Consider the following 16,810-nt stretch of genomic DNA (forward strand, 5'->3'; position numbering starts at 1 on the left):
ATCGCATGACTGATGAATTCGATCCTGATTTTAGCCGATCGACTGCCGAGATCGATCGCCCGAACAGCAGTTTCTCCGAGTTAGAGCCCGCCACTCTTTTGGCTGCTGCTTGCGGTAAAATTCGCGACAGCTTGCGTGCGGGCCAGCACGAGATGGCGGATTGGGTAGGCGGCCCCCTTGCGGTTTCGGCGGTTCCAGGGGCCGGGAAGTCTACAGGAATGGCTGCTGCGTCAGCAATTGCGATCGCCCGCAACCGACTTTACAACCGCCGCCAGTTAATTGTGGTGACGTTTACGCGATCGGCTGCTGCTAATATTAAGACTAAAATTCGCCAAAGATTGGCAGAATTGTCTTTATATCAAGGCGGTTTTGCCGTGCACACTTTGCACGGTTTAGCGTTGAATATTGCGATGCGCCATCCCGATTTGTCGGGTTTAAATTTAGAAAATTCGACGTTAGTCACTCCGACTCAAAGTCACCGCTTAATTCGCACTTGTGTAGAACTTTGGATTGCCGAAAATCCCCGCAGATATCAAGTTTTGTTAGAAGGACAGCAATTTGACGGAGAGGAAACGGAGAGATTGCGCCGACAATCGGTTTTGAGAACGGAGATTTTGCCGCAGTTAGCTAACACTGTGATTCACGAGGCAAAATCTTCGGGTTTGTCTCCCGAACAGTTGTTAGAAATGAGCGCTCTTGATTCGGGGAACGATTATGAAATTTTAGCCGTAGCTGGCGGTTTATATCAAAAATATCAGGCTTTGTTGAGGAGTCGGGAATTCATCGATTACGACGAGATGATTTTAGCAGCTTTGCGGGTGCTGGAGAATCCGGGAGCAAGGGCGATTGAGCAAAGACAAGTATTTGCCGTATTTGAGGACGAAGCCCAGGATTCCACACCTTTGCAGACTGAGCTTTTGGAAACATTGGCGATCGATCCCGACCGTCCTAACTCACCTCCCAATTTTATCAGAGTTGGCGACCCAAATCAAGCGATTAATTCAACTTTCACTCCAGCAGATCCGATTTATTTTCGGAAATTTTGCGAAGATTGCGAAGTAGAGAAAAAGTTAGCAACAATGGACGGCGCAGGCCGCAGCACCAAGGTAATTATCGATGCAGCTAACTTTATGTTGCAATGGGTAAACGGCTCGCAATTAGCGGGAACAGAACAGCCTTTTCGATCCCAAACTATTAAGCCCGTCCCCAGCGACGACCCGCAGCACGATGCAAATCCCGCTCCCATCGGCATCGGCTTAGAATTGCACGCTCCCCGGGATATTTACCATACAGTCGAGTTAATTGGCAAGCGGGTAATTGAATTAGTTGAGGAATTTTTACCGGCGGATTTTGCCTGGGGAAGCCATGAGAAAAATAGCGAATCTGGCGGTGAAGCGAGCCACGAGCAAAATAGCATAAAATTGCCCTTAGAAAATCTAAAATCGATGGCTGTTTTGGTGCGCGAAAACAAACAAGGCAAATTTATCAAAGAAGTCCTCGACAATCCAAAAAAACACGGATTGAGCTTTGATTTGCGCAAATACGGGATTAAAATTGAGGATGTTGGGGAACGCGACAGACATTCTCAAGTTCCTTGGGAAATCTTAACACTGCTGCAATTTCTCGATCGCCCGCACTCACCAGATTACCTGAAAGCAGCCTTAAAGATTTTGAGCGATCGGCAACTCATCCCCAAACAAGACTACAATGCCTTTGCGACCAGCCCCGAGCAATTCCTTTACCCAGGCCCCCTAGACCCAAAGCAGTCAGACCCAGTTCGCAAATGCCGTTATTTTTGCTGCGGTTTGCTGCAAGCTCGTTTAGAGTTACCGCCCTACCAAATCATCTCATTCTTAGCCTTAGCGCTGCAATACGACCAAACAGAATTAGCCACCGCCGACAAATTAGCAGAACGAGTAGCAATCCAAACAGCCGGCAACAATTCAATGAGCAATATTTTGGGAGTGCTGAGCGAAATTGTCAGTTCAGAAAGATTTGAACCTGTCGATGCAGACGACAAAATAGAAGAACGCTACACCAGCAAAGGTCAACTAACAATTATTACCATGCACAAAGCCAAAGGCTTAGATTGGGACTGCGTATTTTTACCATTTCTGCACGAACAAACCATCCCCGGAAGTTTGCGAGTTTTGCCGCAAACCCGATTTTTAGGAGATTTCACTTTAGCCGAGGTAGCCAGAGCGCAAATTCGAGCAAGTTTGCACGAAAAATATCCTTTACCAAATCTGGGCGAAGCGTGGGAACAAGCAGGTTATTTGAAAACAGCCGAAGAGTTTAGATTGCTGTATGTGGCGATGACGCGAGCAAAAAGCTTGCTGTGGATGGCGGCGGAGAAAAAAGGGCCTTTTAGTTGGAACAAACCCGAGAATTTGCAAGAGCAAAAACCTTGTCCGGTGATGCCTGTTCTGAAACAGCAATTTCCGGGGAATGTGATATTGTAAAATAGATTTTTGGAGGAACCGCGAAGACGCGCAGGACGCGAAGAGAAGAAGAGCTTTAGCAAAAACAACATACCTGTAGGGGCGGGTTGAGCCCAAGATTTGGTAAAATGCCAACAATCTATGTACAAAACCAGCCCTCTTTTCTTCTCTTTTCTTCCTTCGTGTTATTCGCGACGAAAGCGCTTCGTTAAAAAATCTCATTCAAAAATGAAATAAGATTGCTATACAGCAAAATTTGCATTAAAACTAACTATGCCTAACCCAGAAATTCGCACAGCTAGCGTCACAATTCCCAGCGGAGATTTGCAAATCGCCGCTTACCTAGCCCAACCCGCCGCAGGAGGGGAATTTCCCGCCGTGATTGTGATTCAAGAAATCTTTGGCGTCAATTCGCACATCCGCGATGTTACTGAAAGAATAGCAAAGGAAGGATATGTGGCGATCGCCCCAGCCATTTATCAGCGTCAAGCCCCCGGCTTTGAAACCGGCTACGCGCCCGAAGATATCAAAATCGGCAGAGAATACAAAGAACAAACTACCGCATCCCAACTGCTGAGCGATATCCAAGCCGCCATCGATTACCTCAAAACTCTACCCTCTGTCAAACAACAAGGTTTTGGCTGCATCGGTTTCTGCTTTGGAGGGCACGTCGCCTACCTCGCCGCTACTTTGCCCGAAATCAAGGCTACAGCGTCGTTCTACGGCGCCGGTATCGCCACCCTAACCCCCGGCGGCGGAACCCCCACGATCGCCCGCACAGCGGAGATTAAAGGCACTCTCTACGCCTTTTACGGCACTCAAGACGCCAGCATTCCCAAAGAACAAGTTGAGCAAATTGCAGCAGAATTGCAAAAACACAGAATTCCTCACCGAATTTTCAGCTACAATGCGGATCATGGCTTTTTCTGCGACCATCGCCGCAGTTTCGACGCTACCGCAGCAGCCGAATCGTGGGTGCAGGTGAAGCAGCTATTTCATCAGGAACTTCAACCGGCTTAGAGAGTGGGAGATGGGGAGAGGGGGAGAGGGGGAGAGTGGGGGAACATCTTCCTTCTTGCTTCAACATATGACAACTGTCAACTGACAACTGACAACTATCAACTGTCAACTGACAACTGACAACTGACAACTGACAACTGACAACTGACAACTGACAACTGTCAACTAACAACTGACAACTGATAACTGACAACTAAACTGACATGAATTCCAAATCTACAGGTTCTCAAAGCGCAAAACCATCCTTTTCAATGGACGATTTTGCTAAAGCCCTCGAACAGCACAATTACGAGTTCCAAAAGGGACAAGTAGTGCGCGGCAAAGTGTTCGAGTATGACTCAAATGGCGCGTATGTTGATATTGGCGGTAAGTCTTCGGCTTTTTTGCCGATCGAAGAGGCTGCTTTGAGAACGGTAACGGATTTGTCGGAAGTGGTTCCGCTAGATGAGGAACGGGACTTTTTAATTATCCGCGAACAAGATGCAGACGGTCAAGTTACTCTGTCTCTGCGACAGTTACTAATTCAGCAAGCTTGGGAAGATTTGGTTGCATTGCAGGAAACTGGTAAAGTGCTTCAGGTGCGAGTTTCTGGGGCGAATAAGGGCGGCGTGACGGTGGATGTTGAGGGAATGCGCGGTTTTATTCCCCGATCGCACTTAGCCCAACGCGATAACATAGAATCGCTGATCGGTCAATCTTTGACCGTGAATTTCTTGGAGGTCGATCGCGAGCGAGAAAAACTCGTACTTTCCCAGCGGATGGCGACTCAATCGAATGCCTTCACTCAGTTGCAAATCGGTCAGTTGGTGGAAGGAAAAGTCAGCAGCATCAAGCCTTTTGGCGTGTTTGTGGACTTGGAAGGAGTTAGCGGTTTGCTGCACATCAAGCAAGTCAGCCAAAAATATATTGAGAACCTCGGACAAGTTTTTGCCCCCGGCCAACCCCTGAAAGCAGTGGTGGTTGACCTCGATCAAAGTCGCGGGCGAATTTCGCTTTCTACTCGGGTACTCGAAAATTATCCAGGGGAAATGGTGGATAAAATGGCGGATGTCATGGATACCGCCGAAGAGCGATCGGAACGGGCTCGAAAAACTCTTTCTTAAGTCTTGACAAATTTACCCGTTTACTCATTTTCAGACCCAACCTGGAAACGAGTAAACGAGGGGGAAATTGGGGGAATTGGGGGAATGTGCGATCGGGCTTCCTATCCTGTCCGATAAATTAACAACAATAGACTTCTTGCATAAATCTTTTATTAAGAGGTCAACCGCAGATGTAAGAGAGATAAACACAGATGCAACGCAGATAATTTCAAGAGAGTTTGCGACTTTTTCAATTCAAGTCTAATACTTGTAGGGGCGGGTTCACAAATAATCTTTAATTCACATCCACAATATCTCTAAACCCGCCCCCACCGCACCACAGAATTTTGAACTCAGAAACCCGGTTTCTTGCGTGATTTCTCGTTCCGCGTCGCAAAATTAAGAGAAACCGGGTTTCTAGCCCAGTGCGTCAGCCGTGAAACTGTCCGAAGTGTTGTTATTGCAAGCTTTCCAGAGGAATAATGAAAGAATATGTTGTAATCTTTGAATGGGCCGGCGCTAACTATTCAGCTTATGTTCCAGATTTGCCTGGTTGTATTTCTACAGGTAAGACACTTGAAGAAACAGAAAACAATATTAAAGAAGCAGTTGAGCTTTATATTGACACGCTCCCAGAAGATGGTCAACTCATCCCAGAACCTTCGCTCAAAACTAAGACAATTTCTGTTGCAGCTTAATTAGCATGGGTTTATATCTTCATTTTTCATTGAAGAGTTGTGCCCGCAGTCGAAATAGTTTCAGTCTCTACCTGTGCTTCCACCGGCCAAGAACTTTCCATATCTAGTGCTTGTTTCGCCTGATAAACTGGTAAGTCGAACCAGAAAGTCGTACCCACATTAACTTCGCTCACTAAATTAATTTTAGTGTGGTGCTTGTCAATAATGTTTCTGACAATCGAAAGACCTAATCCCGTTCCTTCTAGAGTGTGAACTCGGTTTTCTACTCGGAAAAAGCGATCGAAAATTGCTTGTTGGTCTTCGGGATCTATGCCAATCCCAGTATCAGAAATTTCAATCCGCACTACCGGAAAATGTCTGGTATTCGGTGATAATTTGTGGTTTCCCGATCGGCCGTCTTGGCGTGCATGAGCCTCGGAATCTAACAAATAGGCTCGAATTGCTACCTTGCCCCCGGACTCCGTAAATTTTAAGGCATTTCCTACTAAATTTGCGAATACTTGCAGCAGCAAATCGTAATGACCTAATGCAGGCGGCAAACACGGGTCAACTTCTTGCTCTAATTCTATGCCTTTGTCCTTAGCATTCAACTGATAAGTCCGCAGGGTTTGTTCTACTGCTTGCGGGAGGTCAACCGCGTCTAATTGATAAATTCGGCAGGATTCGAGTCGCGACAAGTCTAACACGTCGTTGACTAAACGGGTGAGGCGATCGGTTTCTCGATTGGCAATTTCTAGGAATTCCCGGCGCTCGCTTTCTAGAAGGTCTTCTCCGTACTCGTGGAGAGTCTCGATAAAAGATTTGATATTAAATAAAGGCGTTCTCAATTCGTGAGAAACATTGCTGATAAAATTGCTTTTAGCCTCATTTAGTTCTACTTCGCGAGTGATGTCCTGCACTGTCATTGCAATGCCTTTGAGACTGTCTCGGTACTGTCCAGAACCTTGATGCTTCGAGGTTTGTTCGTAGAAAGTACACTCGATCGCGATCGGGCGTTGCGGCTCGCTGCAGGTATTTTCCTCGTCGCGCACGCAGCTTTTGCACAGCGGTTCGGCGCCCGGGGCTTTGTGGAGAATTACGGTGGTTAGCAGAATCCTAATTGTGCGGTTGACAGGTTCGCTCAGAGAAATGCGAAATTCGCCTCCTTCGCGATCGCCCGCAGCTATTTCGTGCAGAGGTCTTGCCAACTCGCGCTGCACTTCTGGAGGTAAAATATTTACGACGTTAATGCCGAGCGCATTTTTACCTTCCCATCCAAAAATCCGTATCCCAGTTGGATTGACTAAAATCACCTGCAAATTCGCGTCCAGCAACAGCGCCCCGTCAGCAATAGTTGAAACCAAAGTTTCTAACTTCGCTTTTTGGGCTGTCAGTTCTTCAATATTTTGTTCTTCATAACTTTCGAGTTTCTCGGCCATCTCGTTAAAACTGCCGATCAACTCGCCCAATTCTCCCCCTAAAGGCAGGTCAACTCGCTGCTTAAAATTCCCGCTGGCGATGTTTTTGACCCCGAAAACTAATTGTTTGATCGGGTGAGTAATTGTCAGCGCATTAAATACTGCGCCCAAAATTACCATCACCCAAATGGTGACAAATACTGCTAAAGTGACATCCCTTGTCAGATTTGAAGAGATCACTGCTGCGGGATTTGGGTTAATGCCGATCGCCAGCACCCCCAAATACTTGTCCTCGTGAATTAGCGGCACAAATACGTCAGTAACTTCTCCATCTGGCGTCAAATGCTGCCGCACTAAAGGCAAAGAAGTTAAATTTCTCGCCTCAATATCGGCGATAAAATTATCGGGAAGTTTGATCTGGCGGCGCAGCGTCAGGGAAGTTTCCACCTCGGATTCCGAAAAGGGTATTCCCAGGAAAATATCCCCCGCTTCGTCTGCATAAAGCATATAGCGGACGCTGGAGGTGCTGCTGTAAAATTGGCGGGAAAAACGGGCAACTTCGGAGCGATCGTTTTTCGCAATCAGCGGCGCCACATTTGCCGCCAACAGCAGGCCGAGGTCGCGGCCGTAGCGAGTATCGTTAAGTCGGGCGTCTTGCTGGATAGTATTCACGGCCCAGAATGTCAGGCCGCTCATAATTAACGACACTACGAGGGTAGCACCGGCCATCAGGCGGGTCTGGAGGGTAAAATCCGACCACCAGCGGGCAATAATTTCTCCGATTTTGTTTAGTATGGCCAGCATTTCACCAATTCACCCGTTCAATATTAAAAGCAAGATTAAGTAGAAGTCATTAGTCATTGGTCATTGGTCATTTGTCATTTGTCATTTGTCATTTGTCATTTGTCATTTGTCATTTGTCATCAGGAACAAGGGAAGAAGATATACACAGCAATCTTTTTAGCGAGCCGTATTTTACGTTTAATTAAGTGGATTTACTTAATTGAGTTTGTGGTCGATCGGATTTTCTGCTGCGACTTGGAAGCTACGGTCACCGCAGAGATGCCAAACTTCATTGTGACACTTCTACTTTGAGATTGCTTGGCTTTCCGATGGCGGCAATAGTCGCAATTCCTAATTTTTGTCTGCTAAAGCCCGACGGCCGATGTCCCGGCGACAGTAGACCCCTTCAAATTCGATGCAATCAACGGCTGCATAAGCTTTCGAGATAGCTTGTTCCAAAGTTTCTCCCGCCGCCGTGACGCCCAAAACGCGGCCGCCCTCGCTCACCAACTGCTGCTGCTTCAACTGAGTGCCGGCGTGAAACACTTCTGCTCCTTTGGCTTCGGCTTCCTCGATGCCTGTAATAACTTTGCCTTTTTGGTAATTTCCAGGATAGCCCCCAGAAGCCAAAACTACGCAAACCGCAGCCCCCGACTTCCAGCGAATGTTGGAATATTCACCGAGACGCTGCTGACAGCAAGCCAACACCAAATCTTCCAGGGGAGTTTCCAAGAGGGACAAAACCGCTTGAGTTTCGGGATCTCCGAAGCGGCAGTTAAATTCTAAGACTTTGGGTTCTCCAGACGGCGTAATCATTAAACCTGCGTAGAGGACGCCCCGGTAGTCGATTTTTTGTTTTTGCAGCGCTGCGAGGGTGGGTTCGAGAATTTCTGCTTGAATCCTTTCCATCAGCTCTGGCGTGACAATTGGCGCTGGGGCGTAGGCTCCCATACCGCCGGTGTTGGCTCCCTTGTCGCCTTCGCCGATCGCTTTGTGGTCTTGGGCCGGCAGCAGGGGTTCTACTGTGATGCCGTCGGTGAGGGCGAGAATCGAGACTTCTTGACCGGTTACATATTCTTCGACGACGACTCGGATGTTGTCGGTGCCGAATTCGCCTCGAAAAATGGTGTTAATGGCGCTGTGAGCCATTTTGACGGTGGTGGCTACGGTGACTCCTTTGCCTGATGCGAGTCCGTCTGCTTTGATGACTATGGGAATTCCTTGCTCGACAACGTAGGCTTTGGCTGCTTCTGCGTTTGTAAATACGGCAGCTTTGGGTGTTGGGATGCCTGCTTCGAGCATCAATTGTTTGGCCCAGGATTTGCTCGATTCAATTTGGGCACCGGCTTTGGTGGGGCCAAAAATCATCAGTTTTTTCTGTTGGAAGTAGTCAACGATGCCTAGCGATAGGGGCAATTCGGGGCCGACAATCACTAATCCGATGTTGTTGACCATCACAAAGCGTTCGATGCCTTGGAAGTCGTCGATGTTGAGCGACAGATTTTGACAGCCATTGGTGGTAGCTGTGCCGCCGTTGCCCGGTACGCAGAATACTTGTTTAATCCGCGTAGATTCTAGCAGTTTTTTTGCGATCGCGTGTTCGCGACCTCCGTTCCCCACAACCAAAACTTTCACAGCATCCTCACCTATAAATTTTGTTCTCTGAATGTCTGATTTTCAGTGTTTGCACCTGTCTATCTGCTTTTTGCAGTGCCCTCAATTATGCCATGCTTGGCGCGACTGAATTGCTAGATGTGGCACTTTTCTGGAGGAGCCCGGCTCGATCGCTGTTTGGTAATGGGTCAACCAGTGCCACGATCGAAGACTTTCCCAGATCCAGGATGCTGCGGTTATTCTTTGATTCAATATTTTTACTTAAGACGTAGATTGCGATTTACTGTTGGGGCGGGCGGGTTTATTGAGATTGTTGGTACTTGTTATATATTGTTTGTGAACCCGCCCCTACAGGATATTCATTGCGGTACTTTTTGCTATAAAATAGTCTGGTTAACATAATGAAAATTACTCAGATGAAATTCACCGAAGCCACTGCCAGTTCGCCTGCAAAATTTAAGCGGGTGGGCGTTGTCGGCGGCGGCCAGCTAGCTTCCATGATGGGGGATGCTGCTAGGGCGCTGGGTATTGAATTAGTAGTGCAAACTCCCCAGGCTGCTGACCCGGCAGTTTCTGTTGCTGCTGGTGCTGTTTTGGCTGCTGTTGATGATGTTTTGGCTACGGCTCATTTGGCCTCGGGCTGCGATGTTATTACTTTTGAAAATGAGTTTGTGGATTTGGAGGGTTTGCGATCGCTAGAACGGCAAGGTGTGTTATTTTGGCCGAGTTTGTCGTCGCTTTCTCCGCTGTTGGATAAGTACGTTCAGCGCTGTTATTTACAAGGTTTGGGTTTGCCAACTCCGAGGTTTTGGGCGTGGGATTGCAGCCAGGATTTGCACCTCGACTTTCCCTTTGTCGTCAAAGTTCGCCGCCACGGTTATGACGGCCAAGGTACTTTTATTGTTAAGGATCGCGAGAGTTTTGAGTCAATTAGCGCTAAACTTAAAGGTCAGTCTTTGCTGGTGGAAGAGTTTGTGCCGTTCGATCGCGAGTTGGCTGCGATCGCAGCTCGATCGGCAACTGGTGAAATTGCAATTTACCCGATCGTGGAAACTCAACAGCAAAATCAAGTTTGTCGCTTGGCGATCGCACCTGCGGATATTAGTTTAGATGTGAAAAGCGAGGCTGAGGCGATCGCCCGCACTCTCCTCAACAGCTTGGAAGCTGTCGGCGTATTCGGCATAGAATTATTTTTAACCGCCGACAATAAGCTGTTAGTCAATGAAATTGCCCCCCGCACTCACAACTCGGGACATTTTACAATCGATGCTTGCAAAACTTCACAATTTGAACAGCATTTGCGTGCCGTTTGTCAACTGCCTTTAGGCAATTGCGATCTGAAATGTGCAGGTGCTGTCATGGTAAATTTGCTCGGCTACGAGTCGGCCGAGTCCGATTATTTAGAGAAACGAAAACAACTGGCACAAATCAGCGGCGCTTTTGTACATTGGTATGGTAAGAAAGTATCGCGCCCGGGCCGCAAACTCGGTCACGTTACTGTTGTGTTCGACGGGGAATCGGTGCGATCGGGGGAAACGTCCGCAGAGGATCTCGCTCAAACCGTAGAATCCATCTGGTATGCAACTTAAATTGCTCGGAGCTTGCCAAAATCAGGTTAGTTGTTGTATATTAAATAAAGGTTCTACTGCGACGTTGGTGACTGCCAATAATGTTTTTTTGATCTATAACTCTTAACTCTAGGGAATCAAGATGTTTGGACAGCAGTAAACTGGGCTTGTACCCAGAAACTTTAAGTCCGAGCCAACGGTGCCCACCTGGTATGATACCAGGTCAAAAGCTGAGGTAAGACGGCGTTGCGGGGAGCCATTATAATATTGATTGAGATAGGCGCTGTGAAATATGGCTAGCCTATTTTTTTTGATTGGGAATTGGGAATTGGGAATTGGGAATTGGGCATAGGGCATAGGGCATTGCATAAGCCCTATGATTATTAGTTTCGATCGCCCCTTGCCATCCACACTTAACTCTGCTATTCTCTAAAAAAGACCGATAGGTCGGTCAGCACCGCTCAAAATGTCAAAAGCTCAAGAAACCAGAGAAAAAATTCTCAGAGAAGCCGCAGCACTGTTCAATCAGTACGGCTACTCCGGTTCTTCTATGTCTGACATCATGCGCGTTACAGGCTTGCAAAAAGGAGGCATTTACAACCACTTCCCGAGCAAAGATGAACTAGCCTTGCAAGCCTTTGACTTTGCCGTTGAATGTATGCGCAAACAATATCTCGGGGCTTTGAAAGGAAACAAAAATGCGGTCGATCGCCTAAAAGCTATTGTATCAGTATTTAGTAATTTAGCCGAAAATCCTCCGATACCTGGTGGCTGTCCCCTGTTAAACACAGCAGTTGAAAGCGATGATGCTCATCCAGCTTTGCGCCAGCGGGCGCAAATAGCAATGGACGGTTGGCGCGCTTTGATTTGCAAAATTATTCACAAAGGAATTGCTAAAGGTGAGGTGCGAGAAAATGTCGAAGCTGATGCAGTCGCAACTATTGTGATTTCAACGTTGGAGGGGGCGATAATGATGAGCAAACTTTACGGAGATGCGATTCACGTCAAAAGAGCAATTTCTCACTTGCACGCCTATCTCGACAATCAACTTTAGAATCAGAGCAATTTTTTTTATGCTAAAACAGACCGCTCGGTCTCAAAAAATGCGATCGTCCAATTCACCATCATAAAAATTAAGGACAAATTCATGTCAAAATATGCAGATAACCCAATGAATCACCCAACAGTTGCCAATTCCGATCGCCTCCGCCTGATTACTATTCCGATCAGCCACTACTGCGAAAAAGTTCGCTGGGCGCTAGACTTGCTCAAAATTCCCTACATTGAAGAAAAACACGTACCAGCTTTTCACCGCTCGGCTACGCGCAAATACGGAGGTAGCAGCGTTCCAGTTCTAGTTACCAAATCTGGCAACTTTACCGATTCAACAGATATTTTGCATTACCTCAATACCATAAGTTCATCAGGTTTTCGCTTGTATCCAGAAGCACCAGAATTGCGCCGAGAAGTCGAAGAATTGGAAGAGTTGTTTGATACGAGATTGGGGGTAGATATTCGCAGTTGGGCATATTTTTATCGATTGCATAATCGCAAAATAATGCGAAAAGCTTGGTGCAAGGGGACGCCTCTGTTTGAGCGAGTGGGATTTGAAATAGCTTTTCCGTTTATGAGCGCGAAAGTGCAGCAACTCTACAGCATTACAGCAGAGTCAGCCGCTTTTTCGCTGCAAGGGATTCGGGAAGTTTTCGAGATAGTGAATCAAAGATTAGCAGACGATCGCCCTTATTTAGCTGGCGATAATTTATCGGCGGCAGACTTGACTTTTGCCGCACTAGCTGCTCCAGTTTTGCAGCCCCTGGAACACCCGGTTGTGGTGGCTAAAATTGAGGAATTGCCGATCGACATGGCATCAGTAATTAGAGAATTGCAGGCTACTGTTGCCGGAAATCACGCACTCCGCTTGTACCGAGAGCAGCGCTGATTAACCATTTTGCACCATCCAGACAAGCATCCCCAAAATTGTCTCGACTGGTGGAAATGGATAGTCTCTAACATCAATAGTAACGGTTTGCCCTTCCAATTTGAGAAATCGCCAAGCAGTACCGCTGGTTACTGAACCGTAAATAGTCGAAATAGAGTTATTGTTAGTTTCGTTAAATCTTTGAGCCGCCACCATTTCGGCAATGCACTGTCCCAAACCGCTGTTGATGTTATCTCGCTTGGCTTCTACCAGCATAACCGCCGGTGCTTCGATTTCAAATTGTTCGGGAGAGCGGCTAATTAAAAAGTCGCAAACTCCATTTAATCCCGCCGCGATATCGACTATAAAATTCGTGCCGGAAAATACGCTGACTTGGCGGTTTAGCAGTCGTTTTACTTCTAATAGTGCGGGGGCGATGATTACTTCGGATCTGGCTTTTTCTGTTCCTACTGCGATCGCCCAGGGAATTGCGTCTGCCAACAAACCTGCTAAAATGGGACTGGGCGCGATCGGATCGATTTCTGGTAAAAAGCGTCCGCCTTCAACTGTAGTGAGTCCGAAGTCTTGTTTGACTTTCCGTATTGTGAAATCGCTATATGCCATGTTTTTTATATTTCAGCCGGAATGTGCACAGCGCGAACCCTCAATTATTTATTGAGTGATTGCTAAAATTCTATCAACACAATCGTTCAACAGTTGACAGTTGACGTTCATGACAGTTGACCTGTGGAGAGCGACCTCTACCTAGAAGGAAGAGGATTGGAGTAATGAATAGTCTGATTTTAATTTCTCCCTCACTCGTGAGAGGCTTTCAACCAATTCTTTCCGGTAATGTTCAATGTCATACAGCGAATTCACGCTTAAAAAAGCTAAACGAGATTTTGGCTTAACAACAGTAGAAGCAGGGAGATTTTTGCCGCCAACCGAGCCGATTAATCCTAGCTCTTATTTGACAGAATCGCTAATTGAAGGATTGCCACTGGCTACGGCTACGGGTTCAGAAAAAGCGCGCTCCGAACTGATTATTAGTCCAATTTTAGTCGAAGTCAGAAAGATTTTACAGCGACAAGTTAGCTTGTTTTCAGGAGAAGATTTTACCGTAGAGCCGGAGTTGGGATTGAGCGGAGTTTGCGATTTTTTAATCAGTCGCTCTCCCGAACAAATATTGATTGAAGCCCCGGCAATTGTGATTGTTGAAGCTAAAAAAGCTGATTTAAAAGTAGGTTTGGGACAGTGCGCGGCCGCAATGGTGGCGGCTCAAAAGTTTAATGAAATTAACGATATCCCGATCGCCACAATTTACGGTAGTGTCAGCAGCGGTACTGCTTGGAGATTTTTGAAGTTGGAGGCAAAAACTCTGACAATTGACCTCAATGACTATCCTGTGCCTCCTGTGGAAGCGCTTTTGGGGATGTTGGTTTGGATGGTTCGGGACGGTTAGGGCGATTCAATGTAAACTAACGCCACTTATCTCAGATAACTTTGAACACTGCCAGAACACACTCTCATGGAATGAAAAGTCTCCTTGAATCTTTGTAGTCATCAATATCAAAGATAATCTAAATCAGCCGATCGACACAACGATTGCGATAATCAGGAGATGATACTATTCGCTCTTTCAATCTTGTAAATTACCTCGTCTAAGATTTGGCCATTCGGAGTTTCAACCTTCAACTCATCCACAATCTCACCACCCAAAGATTCAGGGATTTTGGAACTTGCTATGTTTTTACGATCGACTGGATAAATGAAGTAGTCGAAATCTATATTATTCCGCGACCCGTTGACCAGTGTTTGAATAGCTTCTCGACCATAATAACTTCCGCGAGCACTCTTTTTAAGCCAAATACCAAGTTCTGGTGTTCTGACTTTACCTTCGCCATGAAGACCGCAGCAGCCGAGAAACTCTCCTTTTTTTGAGGATAAAATGGCGAACACTAAGTTATTACCAGCTTGCATACTGCGCCTACTTTCGACTACGAAGCTGCGTGTTTCTTCAATATCTTTAGGAGGTGATGGAAACATATAGAGTGTAATTTCACTGGTGAACTCTTGAAAGATGTCCTGTTCAAATTCATCAGAGATTGCCACTAATCGTAGTCGCTCACCTTCAATAGTCAGAGACAGTAAATCTGGAGGCTGAGGGCTGAAAAAGTGAAATGTGTTCATACAAGACAACATCTAAGTTAGCCAATATCGCATCCAACAGTTAGTATCTCAAGTCCGGTGCATTGGGGTTGTTAGGCTGTGTTGCTGTCGGTAAGTTGTGGCATAGACTCCATTAGTGCCCTTAGCACCTTATTAACAGACTCTGATGTTGTAAAAACTTGAGCTACATCTTCATCTAAAACCACAACTTTTAGCAGTTGCTTTCCACTTTGAGCAGCAAAGCGGTTGGGGTTGGCTTTTTTATAATCAAATTGGTACTCAGCTAGAAGTTCTTCCTCTGAATTCTGTGACTCATTAAAAGGCATTTTGTTCATAATCTTCACGCTCCCTTCGAGTGGCTAAACGGGCACTGATAATGCGAATGGTATTAGAACGTTCGGTGAAAGAAATCAACAGCAAGTGATTGTTTCTGGAGTGGCCAATAATAATCTCTCGCCTCTGGTCCACTGAGCGAGCTTCATCATCAAAAATAATTGCCAGCACATTATCAAAGACGGTCTTGGCTTCTTCAAAGCTGACACCGTGCTTATGCACGGTTAGCTGCTGCTTTTGACTCATCCCACTCAAACTTCATGCCCAGATCGTAACCGATCGCCCATCCACACAGTCAAGAGCCGACCGATCGCCCATCCCGATAGATCCTCGCAAATCTCCCTTGCATAAAGTACCACAAACGTGATACCGTTGAAGCTTGTGTCCAAATAACACCAGTCCATGCCAAAACTCAAAACTCGCAAAGCAGCCGCAAAGCGCTTTAGAGCGACCGGCAGCGGTAAAATTGTGCGCCGCAAAGCTTACAAAAGCCACTTGCTACAGCACAAAAGTTCAGCTCGCAAAAGCCGTCTCTCTAAGCTGGTCGTCATCGACGAGACCAACGACGCTAACGTGCGGTTAATGCTTCCATACTTGTAAAGTTTAACGGAAATTAAAGATGACACGGGTAAAACGCGGTAATGTCGCCAGAGCGCGCCGCAAAAAAATTCTCAAATTAGCCAAGGGTTTCCGAGGCGCACAGTCGAAACAGTTCCGCACAGCTAACCAGCGGGTGATGCAGGCCCTGCGCAACGGTTATCGCGATCGCAAAAAACGCAAACGCGATTTCCGCCGCCTGTGGATTGCTCGGATCAATGCTGCATCGCGCCAACACGGCACGAGCTACAGCAGACTGATCGGCAACATGAAGAAAGCCAATATCGAAATCAACCGCAAAATGCTGGCACAAATGGCAATCATTGACCCCGCAACATTCGGTAAAGTCGTGGAAATGGCCAATCGAGCCGGCTCGTGAAAGCTTGAATAGTTTTCCGAAGGAAGAAAGCAGAAGTAAGAAAGATTTAGCTATCTGCCAGAGAAGGAAAACTCCTGATAAATCTAGGAGATTGAGATGAATTTTCCTTCTTTGTTCTTACTTCTCGATGCTTGGTTTTTCAGAAATTGCGATCGTCCCGGTCGATCGCCATTTTCGTGTTTTTTATACAGTTGCAGAGGCAAATCTCAGAGATTGCTACCGGATTAAAATAAATAAAACCTTCCACAGACCTACCTAATAAAAAAAAACATGGATAGTAATTTGCTAATAGTTTACCTGTCAGTCTTGCTGGCTATACTCGGCAGCACTTCCTGGTTTGTAGTGCGCCAGATTTTCAAAACTCGGAAGCTGGAAATGTCTCTGGAACGCTTAGAAAATAAGCTGACAACAGAAAAAGGAACAGCACAGGAATACTACGAATTAGGAAGTATCTATGTAGATAAGAAGCTTTATTCCCAGGCGATCGTACTGTTTCAAAAAGCCCTGAAAGCCAAAGACTTAGAAGGCGAAGAAGATAAAGCCGTTATTTACAACGCCCTCGGTTTTGCACACTTCGGCCAAGAACAGTACGACATAGCGATCCGCCAGTACAAAGAAGCCCTGAAGTTGCAGCCCGAATACGTTACATCTCTCAACAATCTGGGTCACGCCTACGAGCGCAAGAAATTAACAGCTCAAGCCTTGGAAATGTACGAACAAGCTCTTGCCTGCGATCCAGACAATGCCACTGCTAAAGGGCGAGTAGAGTCCCTTCGGAAGCGTTTGGTAATCTATAATTGAGCGCCGG

Annotated in this window: 17 protein-coding genes and 1 other RNA gene; 12 read left to right on the forward strand and 6 right to left on the reverse strand. The window is 46.5% G+C overall.

Annotated features, from left to right (window positions below; all coding sequences use genetic code 11):
* The first annotated feature begins 5 nt into the window (after positions 1-5).
* The 4 genes from QUB63_RS07930 to QUB63_RS07945 all read left to right on the forward strand — a co-directional run bounded on the left by QUB63_RS07930 (position 6) and on the right by QUB63_RS07945 (position 5,241).
* Positions 6-2,462 (forward strand): ATP-dependent helicase, encoded by a 2,457-nt coding sequence (locus QUB63_RS07930; protein ID WP_332944306.1) that lies wholly within the window; start codon positions 6-8, stop codon positions 2,460-2,462.
* A gap of 252 nt (positions 2,463-2,714) precedes the next feature.
* Positions 2,715-3,461: a dienelactone hydrolase family protein gene (locus tag QUB63_RS07935; RefSeq protein WP_332944308.1), complete on the forward strand. Its 747-nt coding sequence runs from the start codon at positions 2,715-2,717 to the stop codon at positions 3,459-3,461.
* A gap of 203 nt (positions 3,462-3,664) precedes the next feature.
* Positions 3,665-4,564 (forward strand): S1 RNA-binding domain-containing protein, encoded by a 900-nt coding sequence (locus tag QUB63_RS07940; RefSeq protein ID WP_332944309.1) that lies wholly within the window; start codon positions 3,665-3,667, stop codon positions 4,562-4,564.
* Positions 4,565-5,025: 461 nt separating this feature from the next.
* On the forward strand, positions 5,026-5,241 hold the full coding sequence (locus QUB63_RS07945; RefSeq protein ID WP_332944310.1) for a type II toxin-antitoxin system HicB family antitoxin: 216 nt from the start codon (positions 5,026-5,028) through the stop codon (positions 5,239-5,241).
* Between the two features lie 26 nt (positions 5,242-5,267).
* Here the strand turns inward: QUB63_RS07945 and QUB63_RS07950 are convergent, their stop codons facing one another.
* Positions 5,268-7,442, reverse strand: a complete 2,175-nt coding sequence (locus QUB63_RS07950) for an ATP-binding protein (protein ID WP_332944312.1) — start codon at positions 7,440-7,442, stop codon at positions 5,268-5,270.
* A 330-nt stretch (positions 7,443-7,772) separates the two neighbouring features.
* A complete protein-coding gene (purD, locus tag QUB63_RS07955; RefSeq protein WP_332944314.1) occupies positions 7,773-9,056 on the reverse strand; it encodes a phosphoribosylamine--glycine ligase in 1,284 nt (427 codons plus the stop codon).
* A 395-nt stretch (positions 9,057-9,451) separates the two neighbouring features.
* Between purD and QUB63_RS07960 the strand changes: the two genes are divergently transcribed.
* The 4 genes from QUB63_RS07960 (at position 9,452) to QUB63_RS07975 (ending at position 12,545) form a co-directional block, all read left to right on the forward strand.
* On the forward strand, positions 9,452-10,624 hold the full coding sequence (locus QUB63_RS07960) for a 5-(carboxyamino)imidazole ribonucleotide synthase (protein ID WP_332944315.1): 1,173 nt from the start codon (positions 9,452-9,454) through the stop codon (positions 10,622-10,624).
* A gap of 50 nt (positions 10,625-10,674) precedes the next feature.
* Positions 10,675-10,862, forward strand: a non-coding RNA gene (gene ssrS / locus QUB63_RS07965) — 6S RNA.
* Between the two features lie 207 nt (positions 10,863-11,069).
* On the forward strand, positions 11,070-11,657 hold the full coding sequence (locus tag QUB63_RS07970) for a TetR/AcrR family transcriptional regulator (protein WP_332944316.1): 588 nt from the start codon (positions 11,070-11,072) through the stop codon (positions 11,655-11,657).
* Between the two features lie 117 nt (positions 11,658-11,774).
* Entirely contained in the window at positions 11,775-12,545 is a 771-nt protein-coding gene (locus QUB63_RS07975; RefSeq protein ID WP_332944317.1) for a glutathione S-transferase family protein, read from the forward strand.
* On the opposite strand, the gene QUB63_RS07980 is transcribed toward QUB63_RS07975, so the two are convergent.
* Positions 12,546-13,148 carry a hypothetical protein gene (locus tag QUB63_RS07980; RefSeq protein WP_332944318.1) on the reverse strand — a complete coding sequence of 201 codons (603 nt, stop codon included), beginning with the start codon at positions 13,146-13,148 and terminating at the stop codon, positions 12,546-12,548.
* A 235-nt stretch (positions 13,149-13,383) separates the two neighbouring features.
* Between QUB63_RS07980 and QUB63_RS07985 the strand changes: the two genes are divergently transcribed.
* Entirely contained in the window at positions 13,384-13,986 is a 603-nt protein-coding gene (locus tag QUB63_RS07985) for a hypothetical protein (protein ID WP_332944319.1), read from the forward strand.
* A gap of 152 nt (positions 13,987-14,138) precedes the next feature.
* Here QUB63_RS07985 and QUB63_RS07990 read toward each other — a convergent pair whose 3' ends face one another.
* The 3 genes from QUB63_RS07990 to QUB63_RS08000 form a co-directional block, all read right to left on the reverse strand.
* On the reverse strand, positions 14,139-14,714 hold the full coding sequence (locus QUB63_RS07990; RefSeq protein ID WP_332944320.1) for a GNAT family N-acetyltransferase: 576 nt from the start codon (positions 14,712-14,714) through the stop codon (positions 14,139-14,141).
* Between the two features lie 71 nt (positions 14,715-14,785).
* Positions 14,786-15,028 carry a hypothetical protein gene (locus tag QUB63_RS07995; protein WP_332944321.1) on the reverse strand — a complete coding sequence of 81 codons (243 nt, stop codon included), beginning with the start codon at positions 15,026-15,028 and terminating at the stop codon, positions 14,786-14,788.
* On the reverse strand, positions 15,009-15,272 hold the full coding sequence (locus QUB63_RS08000; RefSeq protein ID WP_332944323.1) for a BrnT family toxin: 264 nt from the start codon (positions 15,270-15,272) through the stop codon (positions 15,009-15,011). Before QUB63_RS08000 ends, QUB63_RS07995 begins: the two co-directional genes overlap by 20 nt.
* A gap of 156 nt (positions 15,273-15,428) precedes the next feature.
* On the opposite strand from QUB63_RS08000, the gene rpmI reads away from it, so the two are divergent.
* The 3 genes from rpmI to QUB63_RS08015 all read left to right on the forward strand — a co-directional run bounded on the left by rpmI (position 15,429) and on the right by QUB63_RS08015 (position 16,803).
* Positions 15,429-15,626 (forward strand): 50S ribosomal protein L35, encoded by a 198-nt coding sequence (rpmI, locus tag QUB63_RS08005; RefSeq protein ID WP_006634164.1) that lies wholly within the window; start codon positions 15,429-15,431, stop codon positions 15,624-15,626.
* A gap of 19 nt (positions 15,627-15,645) precedes the next feature.
* Positions 15,646-16,002, forward strand: coding sequence for a 50S ribosomal protein L20 (gene rplT, locus QUB63_RS08010; RefSeq protein WP_293148587.1), 357 nt, complete (start codon positions 15,646-15,648; stop codon positions 16,000-16,002).
* Between the two features lie 270 nt (positions 16,003-16,272).
* Complete coding sequence (locus QUB63_RS08015; RefSeq protein ID WP_332944326.1) at positions 16,273-16,803, forward strand: tetratricopeptide repeat protein; 531 nt, start codon at positions 16,273-16,275, stop codon at positions 16,801-16,803.
* Positions 16,804-16,810: the final 7 nt, after the last annotated feature.

Origin of the sequence: Microcoleus sp. ARI1-B5, assembly GCF_036705795.1 — a bacterium.
Taxonomy (GTDB): Bacteria; Cyanobacteriota; Cyanobacteriia; order Cyanobacteriales; family Microcoleaceae; genus Microcoleus.

Bases quoted from the DNA above. Each gene is read 5' to 3' on its own strand.
- QUB63_RS07930 (WP_332944306.1), top strand. From the start codon at position 6: ATGACTGATGAATTCGATCCTGATTTTAGCCGATCGACTGCCGAGATC.
- QUB63_RS07935 (WP_332944308.1), top strand. From the start codon at position 2,715: ATGCCTAACCCAGAAATTCGCACAGCTAGCGTCACAATTCCCAGCGGA.
- QUB63_RS07940 (WP_332944309.1), top strand. From the start codon at position 3,665: ATGAATTCCAAATCTACAGGTTCTCAAAGCGCAAAACCATCCTTTTCA.
- QUB63_RS07945 (WP_332944310.1), top strand. From the start codon at position 5,026: ATGAAAGAATATGTTGTAATCTTTGAATGGGCCGGCGCTAACTATTCA.
- QUB63_RS07950 (WP_332944312.1), bottom strand. From the start codon at position 7,442: ATGCTGGCCATACTAAACAAAATCGGAGAAATTATTGCCCGCTGGTGG.
- QUB63_RS07960 (WP_332944315.1), top strand. From the start codon at position 9,452: ATGAAATTCACCGAAGCCACTGCCAGTTCGCCTGCAAAATTTAAGCGG.
- QUB63_RS07970 (WP_332944316.1), top strand. From the start codon at position 11,070: ATGTCAAAAGCTCAAGAAACCAGAGAAAAAATTCTCAGAGAAGCCGCA.
- QUB63_RS07975 (WP_332944317.1), top strand. From the start codon at position 11,775: ATGAATCACCCAACAGTTGCCAATTCCGATCGCCTCCGCCTGATTACT.
- QUB63_RS07980 (WP_332944318.1), bottom strand. From the start codon at position 13,148: ATGGCATATAGCGATTTCACAATACGGAAAGTCAAACAAGACTTCGGA.
- QUB63_RS07985 (WP_332944319.1), top strand. From the start codon at position 13,384: ATGTCATACAGCGAATTCACGCTTAAAAAAGCTAAACGAGATTTTGGC.
- QUB63_RS07990 (WP_332944320.1), bottom strand. From the start codon at position 14,714: ATGAACACATTTCACTTTTTCAGCCCTCAGCCTCCAGATTTACTGTCT.
- QUB63_RS07995 (WP_332944321.1), bottom strand. From the start codon at position 15,028: ATGAACAAAATGCCTTTTAATGAGTCACAGAATTCAGAGGAAGAACTT.
- QUB63_RS08000 (WP_332944323.1), bottom strand. From the start codon at position 15,272: ATGAGTCAAAAGCAGCAGCTAACCGTGCATAAGCACGGTGTCAGCTTT.
- rpmI (WP_006634164.1), top strand. From the start codon at position 15,429: ATGCCAAAACTCAAAACTCGCAAAGCAGCCGCAAAGCGCTTTAGAGCG.
- rplT (WP_293148587.1), top strand. From the start codon at position 15,646: ATGACACGGGTAAAACGCGGTAATGTCGCCAGAGCGCGCCGCAAAAAA.
- QUB63_RS08015 (WP_332944326.1), top strand. From the start codon at position 16,273: ATGGATAGTAATTTGCTAATAGTTTACCTGTCAGTCTTGCTGGCTATA.